Genomic DNA, 18,144 nt, shown 5'->3' with positions numbered 1-18,144 from the left:
GGGCGGCCCGGCATCAGGCGGCCCGGTGGAAGAAGAACGGATCGATGGACGGCGCCACCCTGGTCACGCCGTCCGTGCTGAGCAGCTGGTGGGTGGTGAAGTTGGCGTTGCGCTGGTACGTCACGCCGACCGGGAAGTTGGCCCGGTCCGGGGTGTTGTTGCCGGCGAAGACGCCGTAGAAGTCCGTCCCGACCGTGACCATCCGGATGTAGTCGCCGAGGTACGGCAGCTGCGATCCCGCCGGGGGGACGTTGCCCGGGGCCTGGTGCAGCACCTGGCTCTCGGTGGTCACGAAGCCGTCGGAGGTCAGCTCCAGGACCGTCGACCACTGGTTGTGGACCAGTTGCTGGTAGACCAGCCCGACCAGACCGGCGGAGTTGACCGCGAACGACGGGTTCTTGCCGTCGATCACGTCCGCGCGGGCCGTCGACCAGGTCTGCCCCCGGTCGGTCGAGTGCAGGCTGTGGAGCACGTAGTCGGTGGGAGTGGTGCCGCCGAGGTTGTCGCAGTAGGCGATCCACACGCTGTTGGAGTCCGTGGGATCCACCGCGATGGACAGGTCCGCGCCGGTGCGTTCCTGGCCGAGGGTGCGCAGTTGCGGGTCGAACCGGACCTTCCGGGCGGTGACGGCGCGCTGGCCGGCCGTGCCGTCGGCCGAGTCGAGGAGGTCCTCGAAGGGGGCCGGCCCGATGCCTCCCTTGTCGTCGCGGGTCACCACGACGTCGAAGGTCATCCGGGCCGCCGGGCCGGTGGCGGTGACGCTCATGAACGCGATGTAGACCGTGTTGTCCGGGTGCGCGGCGATCCGCACCGGCGGCCCGTCGAAGAGCGTGCCGGCCCGCCGGTCGAGCCGCACGGGCGCGAACCCGGCGGGCGCGGGCCCGGTGCCGGCGTCGGCCGAGACGTCCACGGTGGCGCTGGCGCCCGGCTGCAACGCGACGTCGTTGTTGCCGATGTACACCCGGTCGGTGCTGAGGCCGTTCGCCGTGACGGTGGTGGCGACCACCCACGGCTGGTCCTCGCCGCTCCGGTCGACGAGTACGGACATCGGTGTGCTCGTGGTGACGGCCGGCGCGCGCAGGATCTGCAGGTCCCCGGTCGTGCCGTTGAGGATGCCCGTGTAGAGGCGGCCTCCCTGCCCGCCGAAGCCGACGCTGATGTCCCCGGTGCCGAGCTGTCCGTTGCCGGGGACGACGCTGTTCAGCACCCAGGTGTCCCCGCCGTCCGTCGAGACGTAGACGGGGGCCAGCGGCCCGTTCATCGGGTCGGGGGTGAAGGCGGTCGCGACCAGTTCGGCCGGGTTCTCCGGGTTGACCGCGAGGTTGGGCTCACTGTCCAGGTTGGTGTCGCCGCTCAGCGCCCTGGGGGTGATGTCGACGACCTTGATGGTGGGCATGGCCGGTCACCTCCGTTCCCGCAGCACGGCGAGCTTCTGCGCCGGCTGGTAGTCGTCGGGGTCGAGCAGCCGGTACGGCGCCTGGGCCGCCAGGTCGCCCTCGTTGGCGTGCAGCAGCCACAGGCCCAGCTGTCCCGGCACCGGTTTGGGCACCCGGCTCCAGCGGACGTCCCCGCTGCTCGGGTAGAGGACGGTGGTCCGTCCGGGGGTGATCCCGCCGGACTCGACGTGCGAGACGTCGAGCGTGGCGCGCCACCAGTGCGGAGCGTGCTCGGAGTACTCGGCCAGCCCGAGGTCCTCCAGGCCGGCCACGGAGGCGACGACGACGGCGTCCGCCGTGCCGGCGTGCGCGGCCAGGTCCTGGTCGCGGATCTCCCGCTGCACCGAGGAGAACGGCAGCTCGTCGGCGGTGGTGGCGGCGAGCGAGACGTGCGGACGCACGGCGTCGGCCGGCAGCCGGCCGACCTCGGTGACGCCCAGGCCCTCCCCGTAGACCATCCCCCGGGTGAAGAAGGCGGCCGTGTCGCCGACCTTCAACAGGTCGTCGGCGGCGGCCAGTTGGACGGTCACCTCGCTGCCGCCGAGCTGCCGGAAGGCGTCGGGAGCGTGCAGCACCTGGTCCACCCGGACCACGGCCGTCCGTTCGTTCCTGGCCTCGGCCGGGACGGCGGCGAGCGAGGTCCCGCCGACCCGGGTGACGGTGCCCAGGAAGCTCAGCGGCGCACTCCGGACGAGGTCGGTCAGCCGGGGCGTGGCGGCGGGTGCGGTGTCGGTCATGACGGGCCTCCGGTCCGGTCATCGGGCCCGAGTGCCGAGGCGCCGGGCCTCAGGGCCGGGGCCGGGCACTCCCGGCTCCACTCGAACCGCGCGCCGAGCGCGCACGCGGCGGTGACGGCGGCCGCCAGTGCGACCACCAGCCATTCCACCGTGCCGCTGCCGGCGTCCGGGTCGAGGCCGAGCAGCGTCTCGATCCACTGCGGCCACAGAAGGGTGAGCAGGAGCAGGAGCCCGGACAGCCCGCCGAGGGCCGTCTCCAGCCAGAAGCGGGGACGCACCGGGCTCGACCGCCGGTCGGGGCTCAGCGGTACGTCGGGGCTCGGTGGTACGTCGGGGCTCGATCGCCGGTCGAGGTTCGGTCGGCGGTCGGGGCTCGGCGGTACGTCGGGGCTCGGTCGTCGGCCGGGTTCGGCTTGCCGGGAAGGCATCGCTGCGCCTCCCCTCTCCCTCCGCCCGGGCCGCGCCCGGCGCGCCTGGCGCGCCGTCCCCGCGCCACCGGGCCGCACGGGCCCACTGGCGCGGCCGGCCGGACCGGACCGGGTCGGGGTCTGCTCCCGTCGGCGCCGCCGGTCGGGGGTGTGGCCACCGCGGGAGGGGGCTGCTGGGGTGCGCGGCGCGGGGCCGCGCGGGGGTCCGTCCGTCTGTCCGGGCCGGGTGGCGCCGGGAACCCGGCACCGCATGCGTACGAGGCACACGTACGAAGGACACGTACTTCGTATACGAGTCTGCGCGCACCCCGCGAGCAGGTCAAGAGCGGGGCGGGCGGCTCCCGGCCTCAGACCCGGGCGCCCAGCATCCGCAGCACCAACTCCCCGTAGCGGCGGCCGAGTTCCTCGGGCGCCTCGGTGGAGTTGCCGGTGTACCAACGGGAGACGTCGATGCCCAGCGAGGTGACCGCCCGGGCCGCCGTCCGCACCTCGGGCACCTGGAACTCCCCGGCCGCCGCGCCCTCCTCGATCAGCGCGCTGACCTCGCGCTCGATGTCCAGGCGCAGCGCCGCGACGACCGCGTAGGCGTCCTCGGGCAGCGCGTGCAGCTCGTAGTTGACCACCCGGCCGACGGTGCGGGCCCGGGCGTGCCAGGCGGTGAACTGCTCGACCAGCCGGCGCATCCGCTCGGCCGGGCCGCCCGGTCCGGCCGCCGCGTCGCGCACCAGGGCCAGCGTGGCGGTGTGCCCGGCCCGGCTGATCTCGGCGAGCAGCGCGGCCTTCGACTGGTAGTGGATGTACAGGGCGGCCGGGCTCATCCCCGCCGCGGTGGCGATGTCCCGGGTGGTGGTGGCGTGGAAGCCGCGCTCCGCGAACGACTCGGCGGCGGCCTGGAGCAGCCGGTACGCCGCTTCGGGGCGGGTGTCGGCGCCGGGCAGGGGCGGCCAGAGGTCGGCGAGCGGGGTGCTGGTCATGGCGTCATCCTCCCAGAGAACTCGTACAGGCTTTCCCGCCCGTCCGTCTCGCGGACGAGCGCGCGTTCGACCAACCGCCGAGGCGGGCGGGCGCGCGTTCGACGGGCGGCCGAGACGGTCGGGCTGTTGACAGGCTCCCGCACCGACAGCATGCTGAGCAAGCGCTTAGTCATCGGCTGGCGGCGATCCCCGCACGAAAGGCAGGACGATCCGTGGTGCACTCCTTCAAGGGCCGGGTGGCCGTCGTCACCGGATCGAGCCGGGGCATCGGCCTCGGCATCGCGCGCGAGCTGGTCGACAGCGGGGCCCAGGTCTGCCTCACCGCCCGCAGCCCGGAGCCGCTCGCCGAGGCCGTCCGCGACCTGGGCGGCCCGGACCACGCGATCGCCGTCGCGGGCAAGGCCGACGACCCGGCGCACCAGGAGGAGGCAATCGCCCGCACCCTGGAGGCCTTCGGCCGGCTCGACCACCTGGTCAACAACACCGGCATCAACCCGGTGCACGGGCCGGTCCTGGAGACCGACGAGGCCGCCGCCGCCAAGATCCTCGCCGTGAACGTGCTGGCCCCGCTGGCCTGGACCCGCCGCGCGCACGCCGCCTGGATGGGCGAGCACGGCGGCTCGGTCGTCAACGTCGCCTCCGTGGCGGGCATCCGTTCCTCGCTCGGCATCGGCATGTACGGCGTGAGCAAGGCCGCGCTGATCCGGCTCACCACCGAACTCGCCGCCGAGCTGGGCCCCCAGGGCATCCGGGTCAACGCCGTCGCCCCCGCCGTGGTGAAGACCAAGTTCGCCGAGGCCCTGTACGAGGGCCGCGAGGAGAAGGTCGCCAAGGCCTACCCGCTCGGCCGCCTCGGCGTCCCCGAGGACATCGCCGGCGCCGTCGCCTTCCTGCTCTCCCCGGACGCCGGCTGGGTCACCGGCCAGACCCTGGTCCTGGACGGCGGGGTGACCCTCGGCGGCGGCCTGTGACCGCCGGGCGGACGGCCTCGCGCGGCTGAACCCCGCGCAGCCGAACCCCGAGCGGCTGGACCCTGAGCAGCCGAAACCCGAGCGGCTGGACCCCGCAGGGCGTGCTCAGCGCCCCTCGGCGATGACCTCCAGGGCCGGGCGCGGCGCGCGGCCGAGCAGAGTGGCGAGGTCGCCCGGCCCGCCCGGGCCGGCCAGGAAACCGTGGGCGATGGCCGAGTAGGTGCCCACCAGCATCGGCACCTGGACGTCCAGCGCGTCCGAGGCCGCCGCCACCGTCCGGGCGTCGGCCAGGCGGCCCGGCCGGTACTCGGCGCCGAGCGCCTCGGCCACCTCCGCCCCGCCCAACGCCCGCTCCCCCACCAGCTCGTAGGTCCGGCCCGCGTGGGCCCCCGGGTCCAGGGCGACGTTCACCGCCACCTCGGCGAGGTCCGCCCGGGCCACTGCGGCGAGCTTCCCGTCGCCGAGCGGGGCGCCGATCACTCCGTCCGGGCCGGGCGCGGCGATCGTCCCGAGGAACTCGGCGTACAGGCCGTTGCGCAGCACCGTCCAGCGCAGGGTCGCGGACTCGCGCAGCCGGCGCTCGGTCCACCGGTGGGCGAGGGCATAGGGCAGGTGGTCGCCGTCGCCGGAGAGGCTGGTGTAGATCACGTGCCGGACGCCGGCCCGCTCGGCCGCCTCGATCGCGGCGCCGTGCCGGGCGATCACCACGTCGTCCTCGGCGGCGCCGGCCGAGATCAGCAGCAGGGTGCGCACACCGGCGAAGGCCTCCGCCAGCGTCCGCGGGCGGTCGAAGTCCACCAGCCGGGCGGGTGTTCCGGCCGACGTTCCGGACGGCGTTCCGGACGGCGTTCCGGACGGCGTTCCGGACGGCGTTCCGGACGATGCCGTGGCGGGGACGCGGTCCGGGGTGCGCGAGCCGGCCACCACGCCCTCGCGTCCGGCGAGCCGCTCCAGCACGAGCGCGCCCAGTCCTCCGTTGACACCGGTGACGAGCAGCATGGGGTTCCTCCAGGGATGATCGACGGGTGATCGGCGGACGCGATCGGTCGTCGGCGACGTGACCATCCTCGATAGCCTGGGCGTCCGGCGTAAGGAGGCACTTTCATGTCAGCAGGGCACACCGCGGTAACCACCCCCCGCCCGGTGGTCTGGTGCGAGGACGGCGTGGACTGCGGGATCCGCGACCTGCTGGACCGCCTCGGCGACAAGTGGTCCGTCCTCGCCGTCGTCGAACTCGCCCAGGGCGTGCGGCGGTTCCGCGAGTTGCAGCGCGCGCTGCCGGGCATCTCCCAGCGGATGCTGACGCTGACCGTGCGCCGTTTGGAGCGGGACGGCGTGGTCTCGCGGACCGTCCACCCCACCGTCCCGCCGCAGGTGGAGTACGAGTTGACCCCGCTCGGCCACAGCCTGACCCACCTGGTGCGGGCGATGACGGACTGGTCGTACGACCACCACGACGCCATCGTCGACTCCCGGCAGCGGTGGGACGCGGCCAACCCGGGCTCCGAGATCCGCTAGGGCCCGGCGTCCGGGGCCCGGGCCCGGCGGCTGCTGCTTGGCCTCCCACCGCCCGCGCGCGGTCCGGACGCACCGCCACAGCCGCTCCCGGGCGGGCCGACCACGCCCGCCGGGCCCCTTCGCCGCCCCGCCACGTGCCGCCCGGACCGGCGATCAGGACGGGTCCACGGTGCCGATGCCCGTGCGGGATCGGTTCTTTCCCCGCCACGGACGGCGACCGCCACGCTACCGCCGTCGGCGCTACCGCTCGTAGGCCATCTCCGGGAAGCGCGCCGAGGGCCCGTCCAGCAGGTGGTCGTCCTGGTCGCGCAGCCAGCGGTCGAAGAAGGACGCGACGTACGAGCGGGTGGCGAGTTCGGCCCGGCCCGGGCGGATGTCGCCGACGTCCTGGCGCAGTCGATCCGTGCTGAGCACCCCCTGCCGGGCGAGCTGCGGCAGCAGCGACTGGGCGTCGGTGTACGAGCCGTGACGGGAGCCGGTGAGGGTGACGTCGGCGTGCCAGCCGGTGCTGTGCTGCCACAGGGCCTTCCAGCCGGGCTGGTCGCGGTAGTTGCCGGAGCCCTCGCTCCCGGAGCCCATCAGCAGGAACGGCCGGTTCAGTCCGTCCTCGGCGACGGTGGGCAGGAAGACGCCCTCGTGGCCGTCCGGCCCTGGGAAGTGCATCTGCCCGTCCATGTTGATGCCGGCCGCGATCCGCGGGTCGTCGTGCATGGCCTGGAGGGCGGTGAAGCCGCCCGCCGACTGGCCGACCATGCCGATCCGCCCGAGGTCGAGCGACCCGGCCAACCCGGCTGGCAGGCCTGTCCGTTCGCCGAGCCGGGCGAGCTGGTCCAGCACGAAGCGGGTGTCGGCCACCCGGGCGTCCAGCGCCTTGCGCAGCACCGCGCCGATGTCCAGGCCGGGCTCGCCGATCATGCCGGGGAACACCGAAGTCGCCAAGTCACCGCCGGGAAAGGCGACTTCGGAGGCCTCGTAGGTGTGATCGACGGTGACGACCAGGTAGCCGCGCGAGGCGAGGTCCTCGACCAGCGCCGTCCCCCAGGTGCGCGGGTCGCCGAGGCCGGGCGAGTACAGCACGACCGGACGCGGGCCGCCGGACAGCGCCGGGGCGTCCTTGCGGGCGTGGGTGCGGATGGCCGACCAGTCGGTGCGGCCGGGCTCGGTGCCGTAGTTGCGCAGGCCGACGCCGTCCGGGCCGTCGAAGTGCGCCCCGGCGGCGGGCTCCATGTAGGGGGCGCGTTCCCGGCCGGCGGCCGGGTGGGAGGTCGGGTACCAGAGGCTGATCATCAGCTCACGGCGCTGCCCGGGCCGCCACGGGTCCTCCCGTCCGGCGTCGGTGAGGTGCAGCGCGGTGGTGCCGATCGGGTACGGCCCGCTGGGCTCCGGCAGCCAGGCCCGCGCCTGCCGCCCGGGGCCCGCGTCCCCCGGCCCCGCCGCGACCGCCCCGGGCGCGCCGACCGAGCCGATCGCGCCCAGTGCCGTCGCCGCCGCCAGCAGGACCGCCGCCGCGGCCCGTCCCGGATTGCCCATGGTCGTCCTCCGTGTTCCGATCGATCGAACACGCAGGACACTACGGGCGGGGACGGGCCGCGGCCGTCCTACCAGGGAGCCAACCGGCCCCTGAATATCCGGGTATGACACCCTTACGGGTCGGAGGGCCCGTGCGGGCCGGTCAGTCCGGGTCCAGCCCGAGCGACCGGGAGAACTCGGCCGCCTCCAGGAGGATCGGCTTCATGCGGTCCGGCAGCTCGATGGCCTCGGTGCCGGGCAACGGGGCGGCACGCAGGTCCTCGGGGAGGGCCTTGAGGCCTTTGACGATGATGCCGCCCGTGTCCAGGTTGACCCAGACCATGGCCGGGCCGCCCAGCGGGTCGGCGCCGATGAAGTGCAGTCGCATGGCAGCAAACTCCCGCAGGCGCGTCGCCCCGGTCAAGGGGGCGGGCGAGCCTCCGTCTTCCTGGACCTCGTCCGGACAGCGCCTAACGGAACTTCCTCAGCTCACGCCGCGCCAGCGAGCGCTTGTGCACCTCGTCCGGGCCGTCGGCCAGCCGCAGGGTGCGGTTGCCGGCCCAGAGCTGGGCGAGCGGGGTGTCCTGGCTGACGCCGGCCGCGCCGTACGTCTGGACGGCCTTGTCCAGGATCCACTCGACGGTTCGCGGGGTGGCGATCTTGATCGCCTGGATCTCGGTGTGCGCGCCCTTGTTGCCGACGGTGTCCATCAACCAGGCGGTCTTCAGCACCAGCAGCCGCAGCTGCTCGATCCGCACCCGGGACTCCGCGATCCAGTCCTGCACCACGCCCTGCTCGGCCAGCGGCTTCCCGAACGCGACCCGCTCGTTGGCCCGGCGGCACATCAGCTCCAGCGCCCGCTCGGCCAGGCCGATGGCGCGCATGCAGTGGTGGATCCGGCCGGGCCCGAGCCGGGCCTGGGCGATGGCGAAGCCCGTACCCTCCTCGCCGATCAGGTTCTCCACCGGGACGCGGACGTCCTCGAACAGCACTTCGGCGTGGCCGCCGTGGTCGGCGTCGTCGTAGCCGAATACCGTCATGCCGCGCCGGACGGTCACCCCCGGGGTGTCGCGCGGGACGAGCAGCATGGACTGCCGGCGGTGCGGCTCGGCGGACGGGTCGGTCTTGCCCATCACGATGAGGATCCTGCAGTCCGGGTTCATCGCGCCGGTGATGTACCACTTGCGCCCGTTGATCACGTACTCGTCGCCGTGCCGCTCGATCCGGGTGGCGATGTTGGTGGCGTCCGAGGAGGCGACCTCGGGCTCGGTCATCGCGAAGGCGGAGCGGATCTCGGCGTCCAGCAGGGGGCGCAGCCAGCGCTCGCGCTGCTCGGCGGTGCCGAACTGGGCGAGCAGCTCCATGTTCCCAGTGTCGGGGGCCGCGCAGTTGAGCGCGGGCGGGGCCAACTGGATGCTGCGGCCCGTGATTTCGGCGAGCGGCGCGTACTGGAGATTGGTCAGCCCGGCGCCGCGCTCGCCGGGGACGCCGTGCTCGCCCGTCAAGAACAGGTTCCACAGGCCCTGCTTGCGCGCCTGCGCCTGGAGGTCGGCGACGACCGGGGGGATGGTCCAGCGGTCGCGGGCCGGGTCGGCGAGCTGGGCGGCGAGGACGGGCTCGGCGGGGTGGACGTGCTCGTCCATGAAGGCGAGCAGCTGCTCGCGCAGTTCGTTCGTCCGGGCGTCGTAGGCGAAGTCCATCGGTCTCAGTTCTCCTTGAGGGTGCCCAGGCCGTGCCGGGCGAGGATCGGGGCCATCTCGCCCGCGCGGTCGAAGCCGGCGCCCAGGGTGCGGCCCTGCTGGAAGCGGAAGTGGATGCCCTCGGCGACGGCGGCGAGCTTGAAGGAGGCGAAGGCGACGTACCAGTCGAGGTCGGCGGCCTGGCGGCCGGTCAGTTCGGCGTAGCGCGCGACGATCTCGTCCGCCTTGGGGAAGCCGGGGGCGGTCATGGCGGAGGGGATGATGCCGCCGCCGACGCCGGCCAGTTCGGTGTACATCACCAGGAGGCCGATGTCGGTGAGCGGGTCGCCGAGGGTGGACATCTCCCAGTCCAGGACGGCGGTGATGGCGTCGCGGTCGTCGACGAGGACGTTGTCGAGGCGGTAGTCACCGTGGACGAGGGCGGGCGCGGGCGAGTCCGGAAGGCGCTCGGCGAGCAGGGCGTGCAGCCGGTCGAGGTCGGGCAGGTCGCGACTGCGGGAGGCGGCGAGCTGCTTGGACCAGCGGCGCAGCTGGCGCTCCAGGTAGCCGTCCGGGTGGCCGAAGTCCGCGAGGCCGACGTCGGCCGGGTCGATCCGGTGCAGGGTGGCGAGGGTCTCGACCAGCCGGTCGCCGAGCGCGCGCACCCGGGGTTCGCCGAGGGCCGCGAGCGGGGCGGAGTCCCGGTGAGCAGTCCCGGGGACGTACTCCATGAGGTACCAGGGGGCGCCGAGGGTGTCCTCGGTGGGGTCGAGCAGGAGGGTGCGGGGTACGGGGACGCCGGTGTCGCGCAGCGCGGTCATCACCCGGTACTCGCGGCCCATGTCGTGGGCGGTGGCGAGGACGTGGCCGAGCGGCGGGCGGCGCAGCACCCAGCGGGAGGCGCCGTCGGTGAGGACGTAGGTGAGGTTGGAGCGGCCGCCCTCGATGAGGTCGGCTCGCAGTGGGCCGTGGAGGGTGTCGGGCAGCTCGCGGGCGAGGTGGGATCGGAGGCGGGCCAGATCCAGGCCGGGCGGGTCGACGGGGGTCTCGGCCATCGGGCGGCTCCTTGGCGTCAGGGATGACTAAGCGCTTGCTTAGCATTCAGTGGCGGGGCGTCCGTGTCAATGCCGAGAACCCCCGAGCCGGACGCGGCGCGGGGGTTCTCGGGGAAGGTCGTGGATCAGATGGAGCCGAACTCGCCGGCGACGGTGGCGGCGACGAAGGACCGCCATGCGGCGGCGGGGAAGACGAGCGCCGGGCCCTCGGGGTCCTTCGAGTCACGAACGGGGATCACACCGGGATAGTCCGCCGAAACCTCGACGCAGGAACCGCCGTTGCCAGAGTGCGACGACTTGAACCAGCAAGCACGGGACAGGTCGAAGTGACTCATGAGTCAGAGTTCCTTCCCGTTCTTCGAAACCTGCTCAGATGGCGCCAAGGTCACCGGCAACCACGGCCGCAACGAAGGACTGCCACGCATCCGCCGGAAAGACGAGCGCCGGGCCCTCGGGGTCCTTCGAGTCACGAACGGGGATCACACCGGGATAGTCCGCCGAAACCTCGACGCAAGTACCGCCGTTGTCGGAGTAGGACGACTTGAACCAGCAAGCACGGGACAGGTCGGGGCGACTCATGGGTCAGAGTTCCTTTCTGGCCTTGTGGGTCAGGTCGAGGGACGCAGTTCGGGCCAGCGCTTCCACCCGAAAGCGATCGTAGTCCCTCTCCCACGCCCGGACAGTCCTGTCGTCCCGCACTACGCGGCCCTGATCCGCACCTTCCGTATAGCCGACCACTGAACGGTCGGCAAAGGTCAGCAAGGTGACCACAGATCGGAACGGGGCATGCTCCGCCAGGCTGAACGGGGCGATCTGGAAGATCACATGAGGCCTCGTCGCGATCTCAGCGAGATGCTCAAGCTGCGCGCGCATGACGGCGGCGCCACCCACCGGCCGCCGGATGCCGCTCTCATCTATCACCGCATGGATGATTGGCGGCTCGGCGCGCTTGAGGAGCCGCTGTCGTGCCATGAGGAACCTCACCCGCTCCTCGGCCTGATCCGGCGTGCTCCGGCCTCGTTGAACTGCCGCCGCTTCTCGCGCCAAGGCATAGTCCTTGGTCTGGAACAGCCCAGGGATGAGGTTCGGCTCGAAGATCCTGATCTCGGCCGCACGCGCCTCTTGCGCAGCATGCTCCGGGAAACCCTCCAGGAATCCCCTGCGCCTCATCCCGACCCACATCAACTCCAGCGTCTGCCCCGTCCCGAGCGCCTTGTCCATGGCCCTGACGAACACGAGGCTGGTGGATTTGCGGCCCGTCTCCACCGCCGAGATGTAGCTGTCCGAGTACCCGCTGACTTCGGCCAGCTCCTCCTGCGTCCAGCCCAACGCCTCGCGCGAGCTGCGAAGCAGTGCGCCGAAGGCCTCGCGAGGGGATGCCGTCGGGTCGAGCTCCCTGCGATTCATGGCTCACATCCAATTCCACTTGGGATGCAGACAAGTTGAACGACTCCCAAGCCTAGAGCACAGTGAGCACCCCTGGTAGCCGTTTCATTACGGAGAGGAGCAGGCATGAACGCCCGCCGGATCGAGGCCGTCGACCGCCTCCAGGTCGTGATGTACCTGGCCAAGACCCACTCCCACTTCCCCGAGCGCGAGTTGCGCACCTGCGAGGCCTACGCCAAGGCCTTCGACTGGGGCATCGACCTGATCGTCGTGGACGACGAGACCACGCGCGCCGAGCCCGAGCGGCGCCCGATGCTCCGGGCCGCCCTCCAGCGCCTCCAGGACCGTCAGGCCGGCGCGATCCTCGTCCCGAGCAAGGCGACCATCTCCCCCATCGACGGCGAGTTCAACGACTTCGCCAAGCGCGTGGAGAAGGCCTCCGCCTTCATCCAGGTGGCGACGGCCTGGCGGTGCGCGTGATGCCCGACGCCGCCACCGACGACAGGTTCGAGGTCCACCTGATCGACTCCAGGAGCCCGCACTTCCGCCTGCTGGAGTGCTGGGGCATCTGGGACCGCGAACGTCACGACTACCTGCGCGTTGCCCGAGCCCCGGAGCGCATCGAGCGCTGGTACACCGTCGACGCCGCCCGAGCGTTCCACCGACTCCTTCACTCCTCGCCGCCAGAATCCTTCTAGGGTCTGTTTCATAAGTGGATCAAGGTCTGCCATGGTCCACTCGTGGGGCGTGAAGATCTGACGAGCGAGCAATGGGCCAGGCTGGAGCCATTGTTGCCGATGGGCAAGAAGCCGGGGCGGCCTCCGGTCTGGTCCAAGCGGCAGTTGATCAACGGCATACGCTGGCGGACGCGGACCGGTGCGCCCTGGCGCGATGTTCCCGCGTGCTATGGAGAGTGGGAGACCGTCTACGGTCTTTCCGTCGCTGGCAGCGCGACGGGACGTGGAGTCGGATCCTCACCCAGTTGCAGGCCGAGGCTGACGCGAAGGGCTTGATCACCTGGGATGTGAGCGCGGACTCCACGGTCGCGCGGGCGCATCGGCATGCGGCCGGCGCGCGGAAAAGGGGGATCTTCAACGGGACAAACCAGGCGGAGTCGCGGTCGGACCCGCCGACCACGGACTCGGACGCTCACGAGGTGGTCTGACCACGAAGGTGCACATGGCGGTCGAGCACGGGCAGAAGCCGCTGTCCTTCCTCGTCACCGCCGGCCAGCGGCACGATAGCCCCGAGTTCCAGCCGGTCCTGGAGCGCATCCGGGTGCCCCGCGTAGGCGTCGGCCGGCCGCGCTGCCGCCCCGACCGGGTGCGGGCCGACAAGGCCTATGGATCCCGAGCCAACCTCGACTACCTGCGCAAACGTGGGATCCGCTGCACGATTCCGGAGAAGTCCGACCAGATCCGCAACCGCAAGAGGCTGGGCGCCCACGGCGGCCGTCCGCCGAAGTTCGACAAGACCGACTACCGCGAGCGCCGCGCGGTGGAGTGCGGAATCAATCGCCTCAAGCGGCACCGGGCAGTGGCCACGAGGTACGACAAGCTCGCCGTCCGCTACGAGGCCACCGTCACCATCGCCGTCATCAACGAGTGGCTGTGGCATAAGGCCTCCACTGTCAAAGCTCGTCGGTGACGCTGCCGTCCGGATGGCGACGACTGAAGTACACGCGCCGGTCGCCCGGCTTCTTCTGCTTCTCAGCCTCGCACCACGGGACGAGTCGCGCCCACGCCTCGGTCTGCTGTGTGACGTGGGCCTGCAGCCAGTCGGTGAACCGGGTGAAGCTAAAGGTGGGCACATCGCCGGGACCATCGCCTTCGCAGTACGACCACACCTCGGGATCGGGCCCGGGACCGCGCAGAAAATCGAACTGGAAACCCTGGTGCATGAGGATGACCCGGTCCGACTCGGCGAGAACGAAGGGGACGTTGTTCTCAGCCAGCAGTTCTCGTGCCGACTCACCCAAGCCGATGACGGCCGGATAGAAGACATCACTGCCCTGCAGGAAGTGTCCGGCACCGCCGCCGATCAGTGTCAGAAAGCAACGATAAGCGTCCCCGAGAGGCGCGGACTGGTCACACTCAATCCTGTGGATCTCATCGTCGGACAGCCCGCGAACCTGGTCCGCCACCGCCGTAGTGCCGTCGACAACTGCTGCGGTCAGCGCGCGGACACGGTCCTCCGGTGAGACCCCGATCCGCCTGCCTCCGCCGGAATCCTGAGCCTTCCCCCAAGCCGTCATGCTGCCTCCGAACCCCGAGCCAGCCACTGCGGCTGGGCCCCTCGGGAGCCTACGCGCCCTCTGATCCACTTCCGAAACAGGCCCTAGTGCACGGGAGTTGACCCCAAAGCGACGCCCACCACAGCCGCACCGGCCCCGCCTCGACAGACATCGATCAAAAGTGTTCTGATGATCGTATTCACCGATCATCTTTCGGACATGTCCTGATCAGAGATCAGAGAAATGGGGGTCCGGTGCGACCTGCTCGCGGCTCGGCCATCCTGCTGGCAATGGGGGTCCTCGGGGCCTCCGCCCTGGCGACGGGATGCTCCAGCACATCGAGCAGACCCACCAACGCCGCCGACACCAGCTCCGCCGCCCCCGCCGCCGACGGCCAGGCCGACGCACCCGCTCCGCCGCCGCCCGCCCCCACCTGGGACGGTCAGGTCAAGATCCTCGGGGACGGTTCCACCTCCGACACCGGACCGCAGCCCAAGCAGCCGCCCAAGCCCGAGAAGCTCAAACCCGGCGAGAAGCCGCCGCAGTTCGTCGTCTTCTCCTGGGACGGCGCACTGGAGGGCGAGGAGCGCCAGTTCTCCCGCTTCCGCAAGCTCGGAGTGGAGAACAACGCCCAGATGACGTTCTTCCTGACCGGCCTCTACGTCCTCCCCAAGTCCAAGGGCAGCCTCTACCACCCACCCCAGCACCAGCCCGGCGAGGCCTCCATCGACTTCGCCACCGATCCGCACATCAAGGACACACTGGAGCAGCTGCGGCTCTCCTGGCTCGACGGCAACGAGATCGGCACCCACTTCAACGGGCACTTCTGCGGCGCCAAGGGCGGCGGCGACTGGAGCACGGACGAGTGGACGAGCGAACTCGACCAGTCGATCTCCTTCGTCACCAACTGGAAGACCAACACCGGCAACAAGGACCTCCCGCCCCTCCCCTTCGACTACACCAAGGAACTGGTCGGCGGCCGCGCCCCGTGCCTGGAGGGCCAGAAGAACCTGCTGGTCGCCGAAAAGGCCAAGGGCTTCCGCTACGACGCCAGCTCGCCTGGCGAGTTCCAGGTCTGGCCGAACAAGAAGGACGGCATCTGGAACTTCCCGCTCCAGATGCTGCCCTACCCCGGCAAGTCCAGCCAGGGCCTCTCGATGGACTTCAACTTCCTGGCCGGCCAGTCCGGGGACAGCACCAAGGGCGACCCCAAGAAGTACGACGCCTGGGAGAAGGAAACCCGCGACAGCTACCTCGCCGGCTTCGAACGCGTCTACAACGGCAGCCGCGCCCCACTGTTCATCGGCAACCACTTCGAGAACTGGAACGGCGGCATCTACATGCAGGCCATCGAGGACGTGATGAAGACCGTCTGCAAGCGCGACGGCGTCCGCTGCGTCTCCTTCCGCCAGGTCGCCGACTGGCTCGACGCCCAGGACCCGAAGGTCCTCGACAAGCTCCGCCAACTCGACCCGGCGCAGCCTGCGGACTGGTCCCGCCTGGCCAAGTAGCGGGGCGGTCGCGCCCTCTTCGGTGGCCGAGGCCGGCTTCCGGACACCCACCTCGGCTACCACCCGCTTCGCCATGTGGGACGATGCACAGGCCCTTTGACACCTCAACAACTCCCAACCGCCATCCACTCACTTGGACGGCGGCGCCCTGGCAAAGAACAGCAAAGCCGCTACATCGCCCCAGGCCACGAAGGGTCCTCCCCGCACCTGCGGGGGTCAGCCGTCGTCGAAGCCAGCGCCCCATCGCACCAGGGCGTCCTCCCCGCACCTGCGGGGGTCAGCCGGCCCGCGAGGAGGGCCAGGCCGACGCGGAGGCGTCCTCCCCGCACCTGCGGGGGTCAGCCGCCGAGGTGGCCGAACTCCGGCAGCAGGCCGAGGTCCTCCCCGCACCTGCGGGGGTCAGCCGGCCCGGTCTGCCAGGACCGGACCTTCGCGTAGGTCCTCCCCGCACCTGCGGGGGTCAGCCGGCCCGGTCTGCCAGGACCGGACCTTCGCGTAGGTCCTCCCCGCACCTGCGGGGGTCAGCCGATCGCCGCCCTGCGCAAGGCCCGCAGCCCCCTGTCCTCCCCGCACCTGCGGGGGTCAGCCGGATCCGGTCGAACGGAACAACACCGCGCTCGCGTCCTCCCCGCACCTGCGGGGGTCAGCCGCCAGGACGTGCGGGGAGACGCGGGTCAGGATGGTCCTCCCCACACCTGCGGGGTCAGCTGGCGTCCAGACCGCTGTACCAGCTGACCCAGTCGTCCTCCCCGCACCAGCGGGGGTCAGCCACGACCTGGAGCGGACGGGACCGAAGCAAGCACGTCCTCCCCGCACCAGCGGGGTCACCCGGACTGACTCGGAAACACCATCATCACTCGTTGCCACCTGACGGCCAGCCAGGCGGCGATCCAGCCCCTTGGTTCCGTCACAGGCCGGATCTGCCGAGCCGCCGTCCCGGCCCCGATTAATCTCCCCCACCCTTCTGCCGGCCGGGGCGGCGGTAGAGGTCGCCTCGTGCGGGCTCCTCGGTGGGGAGCCCGGCGTAGGTGCGCAGCGCGGGGGCAGTGTCGGGCAGCCCGAGGGCAACCAGGGCATCCCGCAGTTTCGAGCCGGTGAGCCAGTTGTCGTACCAGTCGCCGGGAATCCGCTCGGCCACCGCGCGCAGGGCGCCCTGCAACGCCGGCGCCAAGTCCTCGAAGGCGACAGCGCCTGCGCCATCCCCGACCGGCTCGAACTCGGTGCACAGCAGGCTCGGAGCGAGGTCGTTGAGGGCAAGGATGTCCATGAACCGGAGGCAGTGGGCAACTCCCGTCAGGAGCCGGTCGTCGTCCGGGGCGAGGCCTCTGAGTGCGAAGAGGGTCCGGGAGGTGTACCGATGGAGGTCGTCACTGTCGTGATCGGTACCTGGCTCGGGCACCGGCGCGGCCGAGGCGGCGACGAGCTCCGCGAGAACACGTTCCAGCAACCGGCCGTCGACGAGCCGCGGCTCGCCCGGGAGCAGAAACAGCCTCGCCAGGGCCGTGGCCGCCGCCCACCGAATCAGCGGGTCCTCCGCGTCCAGCCCGGGCACCAACAGTTCGGCCTGCCTCCGGTTCCCGAGCAGCCCGACGGATAGCAGCACGGTGGCCGCCGCCTTCAGATCCCGCTCGACCGCAACGCGGCGGACGAGCGGCGGCAGGCTCTCGGCGGCCTCTTCGGGGAACCAGGCCAGTAGGTAGGCGGAGCGGGTGCGGACCTTCGGGTCCGGATCGTCCAGGAGCGGGCGCAGCCGGGGCAGTTCGGCGCGGACGGCATCGTAGGAACGCAGCGCGCCCTCGCGGCTGTCGATCGGATGACCGGCCGCCGCGTAGTCCCGCATCTCGCTGAGCCCCTCGCGACGCCGCTCGTCCGTCTCGGCGGCAAGCTGTTCCTCATACCAGCGGAGGCTTTCCTCGTGCGGGACGGCGGCGGCCCGCCAGGCGGCGGTGTCGATACCCAGCGGCAGGTCGTACGCGTCGTGCCAGTCGACGGCCAGCCGGGTCAGCAACCACAGCGCGTCCACCCGCGCGGACGGCGGGCCGTCAACGGCGATCCGGGCAATGAACGGCACCGCGAACGGGGAGGACGAGTACCGGGTCCCCTGGTGAAAGATGTTGCCGGACAAACTCCGGAAGGCATCCTCACGCGCCTTCTCGTCAGCCCCACAGACCGCCCGGAGGGGGCCGGGCACGTCCGCCGCGTTCCCGTAAGCGTGCCCCAGGGCGGCCCAGTCGATGTCATCAAGGCCGAATAGCAGATCGTCAGATCGATTCATGATCCGCACACCCAAGCACACGCCACCGACACCACGACGGTCCGGGAGAAGACAAGGCCGCCGCCCTCCCTCCAGACAAGCCTTCGGGCACCCAAGCGGTGACCGCACGTGGAATGATTGACGCGACCTTTGACACCTCAACAACTCCGCTGTGGCATCGGGACACGTGAAGCCACAGCGCATCGGGCCATGCAAAGAAATGGCAAACCCGCCGCATCGCCCCAGGTCAAAAAGAGTCCTCCCCGCACCTGCGGGGGTCAGCCGAAGTAGCTGCGGCGTACCACATCCCGTTGCCGGTCCTCCCCGCACCTGCGGGGGTCAGCCGTCCGGCGCTGACCCGCCCGGCCACGGCCGTCCGTCCTCCCCGCACCTGCGGGGGTCAGCCGACCAGCGCGCGGCATACCGCAAGGGCCGGCGCGTCCTCCCCGCACC

General features: G+C 71.5%; 19 protein-coding genes, 1 pseudogene and 1 CRISPR repeat array. Of the genes and pseudogenes, 6 read left to right on the top strand and 14 right to left on the bottom strand.

All coding sequences use genetic code 11. The features are described 5' to 3' along the window. Window positions 1-13: 13 nt before the first annotated feature. The 4 genes from ACFRMQ_RS22460 to ACFRMQ_RS22445 all read right to left on the bottom strand — a co-directional run bounded on the left by ACFRMQ_RS22460 (window position 14) and on the right by ACFRMQ_RS22445 (window position 3,575). A complete protein-coding gene (locus ACFRMQ_RS22460) occupies window positions 14-1,396 on the bottom strand; it encodes a hypothetical protein (protein ID WP_380732319.1) in 1,383 nt (460 codons plus the stop codon). Window positions 1,397-1,402: 6 nt separating this feature from the next. Then, on the bottom strand, window positions 1,403-2,173 hold the full coding sequence (locus ACFRMQ_RS22455) for a hypothetical protein (RefSeq protein ID WP_380732318.1): 771 nt from the start codon (window positions 2,171-2,173) through the stop codon (window positions 1,403-1,405). Beyond that, entirely contained in the window at window positions 2,170-2,451 is a 282-nt protein-coding gene (locus ACFRMQ_RS22450; protein ID WP_380732317.1) for an ABC transporter permease, read from the bottom strand. The genes ACFRMQ_RS22455 and ACFRMQ_RS22450 overlap by 4 nt, the downstream gene beginning before the upstream one ends. Before the next feature lie 497 nt (window positions 2,452-2,948). Continuing rightward, complete coding sequence (locus ACFRMQ_RS22445; RefSeq protein ID WP_380732316.1) at window positions 2,949-3,575, bottom strand: TetR/AcrR family transcriptional regulator; 627 nt, start codon at window positions 3,573-3,575, stop codon at window positions 2,949-2,951. A gap of 212 nt (window positions 3,576-3,787) precedes the next feature. Between ACFRMQ_RS22445 and ACFRMQ_RS22440 the strand changes: the two genes are divergently transcribed. Next, the gene (locus ACFRMQ_RS22440) at window positions 3,788-4,546 is read left to right on the top strand and encodes an SDR family oxidoreductase (RefSeq protein ID WP_380732315.1); all 759 of its coding nucleotides are present in this window, start codon (window positions 3,788-3,790) and stop codon (window positions 4,544-4,546) included. A gap of 105 nt (window positions 4,547-4,651) precedes the next feature. Here ACFRMQ_RS22440 and ACFRMQ_RS22435 read toward each other — a convergent pair whose 3' ends face one another. Further along, window positions 4,652-5,545 carry an NAD(P)H-binding protein gene (locus tag ACFRMQ_RS22435; protein WP_380732313.1) on the bottom strand — a complete coding sequence of 298 codons (894 nt, stop codon included), beginning with the start codon at window positions 5,543-5,545 and terminating at the stop codon, window positions 4,652-4,654. A 105-nt stretch (window positions 5,546-5,650) separates the two neighbouring features. On the opposite strand from ACFRMQ_RS22435, the gene ACFRMQ_RS22430 reads away from it, so the two are divergent. Beyond that, a complete protein-coding gene (locus tag ACFRMQ_RS22430) occupies window positions 5,651-6,064 on the top strand; it encodes a winged helix-turn-helix transcriptional regulator (RefSeq protein ID WP_380699285.1) in 414 nt (137 codons plus the stop codon). A gap of 240 nt (window positions 6,065-6,304) precedes the next feature. Here the strand turns inward: ACFRMQ_RS22430 and ACFRMQ_RS22425 are convergent, their stop codons facing one another. From ACFRMQ_RS22425 to ACFRMQ_RS22395, 7 genes are all read right to left on the bottom strand, one after another. Continuing rightward, window positions 6,305-7,594 (bottom strand): esterase, encoded by a 1,290-nt coding sequence (locus ACFRMQ_RS22425; RefSeq protein ID WP_380732312.1) that lies wholly within the window; start codon window positions 7,592-7,594, stop codon window positions 6,305-6,307. Window positions 7,595-7,736: 142 nt separating this feature from the next. Next, complete coding sequence (locus ACFRMQ_RS22420) at window positions 7,737-7,961, bottom strand: hypothetical protein (protein ID WP_380732311.1); 225 nt, start codon at window positions 7,959-7,961, stop codon at window positions 7,737-7,739. Between the two features lie 82 nt (window positions 7,962-8,043). Further along, the gene (locus tag ACFRMQ_RS22415) at window positions 8,044-9,273 is read right to left on the bottom strand and encodes an acyl-CoA dehydrogenase family protein (protein ID WP_380732310.1); all 1,230 of its coding nucleotides are present in this window, start codon (window positions 9,271-9,273) and stop codon (window positions 8,044-8,046) included. Between the two features lie 5 nt (window positions 9,274-9,278). After that, on the bottom strand, window positions 9,279-10,307 hold the full coding sequence (locus ACFRMQ_RS22410; RefSeq protein ID WP_380732309.1) for a phosphotransferase family protein: 1,029 nt from the start codon (window positions 10,305-10,307) through the stop codon (window positions 9,279-9,281). 125 nt (window positions 10,308-10,432) lie between these two features. Next, window positions 10,433-10,642 carry a DUF397 domain-containing protein gene (locus ACFRMQ_RS22405; protein ID WP_380732308.1) on the bottom strand — a complete coding sequence of 70 codons (210 nt, stop codon included), beginning with the start codon at window positions 10,640-10,642 and terminating at the stop codon, window positions 10,433-10,435. Between the two features lie 34 nt (window positions 10,643-10,676). Then, complete coding sequence (locus tag ACFRMQ_RS22400) at window positions 10,677-10,886, bottom strand: DUF397 domain-containing protein (protein WP_380732307.1); 210 nt, start codon at window positions 10,884-10,886, stop codon at window positions 10,677-10,679. A gap of 3 nt (window positions 10,887-10,889) precedes the next feature. Next, entirely contained in the window at window positions 10,890-11,714 is an 825-nt protein-coding gene (locus ACFRMQ_RS22395) for a Scr1 family TA system antitoxin-like transcriptional regulator (RefSeq protein WP_380732306.1), read from the bottom strand. Window positions 11,715-11,819: 105 nt separating this feature from the next. Here ACFRMQ_RS22395 and ACFRMQ_RS22390 point away from each other — a divergent pair, with 105 nt between their 5' ends. The 3 genes and pseudogenes from ACFRMQ_RS22390 to ACFRMQ_RS22380 all read left to right on the top strand — a co-directional run bounded on the left by ACFRMQ_RS22390 (window position 11,820) and on the right by ACFRMQ_RS22380 (window position 13,340). Then, window positions 11,820-12,173, top strand: coding sequence for a hypothetical protein (locus tag ACFRMQ_RS22390; RefSeq protein ID WP_380732305.1), 354 nt, complete (start codon window positions 11,820-11,822; stop codon window positions 12,171-12,173). After that, window positions 12,173-12,391, top strand: a complete 219-nt coding sequence (locus tag ACFRMQ_RS22385) for a hypothetical protein (RefSeq protein ID WP_380732304.1) — start codon at window positions 12,173-12,175, stop codon at window positions 12,389-12,391. Before ACFRMQ_RS22390 ends, ACFRMQ_RS22385 begins: the two co-directional genes overlap by 1 nt. Window positions 12,392-12,433: 42 nt before the next feature. Next, a pseudogene (locus tag ACFRMQ_RS22380) lies at window positions 12,434-13,340 on the top strand (IS5 family transposase). Here ACFRMQ_RS22380 and ACFRMQ_RS22375 read toward each other — a convergent pair. Then, window positions 13,324-13,947: an SMI1/KNR4 family protein gene (locus ACFRMQ_RS22375; protein WP_380732303.1), complete on the bottom strand. Its 624-nt coding sequence runs from the start codon at window positions 13,945-13,947 to the stop codon at window positions 13,324-13,326. The pseudogene ACFRMQ_RS22380 and the gene ACFRMQ_RS22375 sit on opposite strands and share 17 nt — an antisense overlap. Before the next feature lie 269 nt (window positions 13,948-14,216). Between ACFRMQ_RS22375 and ACFRMQ_RS22370 the strand changes: the two genes are divergently transcribed. After that, complete coding sequence (locus ACFRMQ_RS22370) at window positions 14,217-15,437, top strand: hypothetical protein (RefSeq protein WP_380732301.1); 1,221 nt, start codon at window positions 14,217-14,219, stop codon at window positions 15,435-15,437. A 194-nt stretch (window positions 15,438-15,631) separates the two neighbouring features. Next, window positions 15,632-16,269: direct repeats of the CRISPR family, unit length 29 nt; unit sequence GTCCTCCCCGCACCTGCGGGGGTCAGCCG. Between the two features lie 114 nt (window positions 16,270-16,383). On the opposite strand, the gene ACFRMQ_RS22365 is transcribed toward ACFRMQ_RS22370, so the two are convergent. Further along, window positions 16,384-17,712, bottom strand: a complete 1,329-nt coding sequence (locus ACFRMQ_RS22365) for a HEAT repeat domain-containing protein (RefSeq protein ID WP_380732300.1) — start codon at window positions 17,710-17,712, stop codon at window positions 16,384-16,386. Window positions 17,713-18,144 lie beyond the last annotated feature (432 nt).

It is taken from the genome of Kitasatospora sp. NPDC056783 (assembly GCF_042789895.1).
Taxonomy (GTDB): domain Bacteria; phylum Actinomycetota; class Actinomycetes; order Streptomycetales; family Streptomycetaceae; genus Kitasatospora.
Note: the sequence above shows the minus strand (reverse complement) of the source record. Positions and strands in the feature narration are given on the sequence as shown.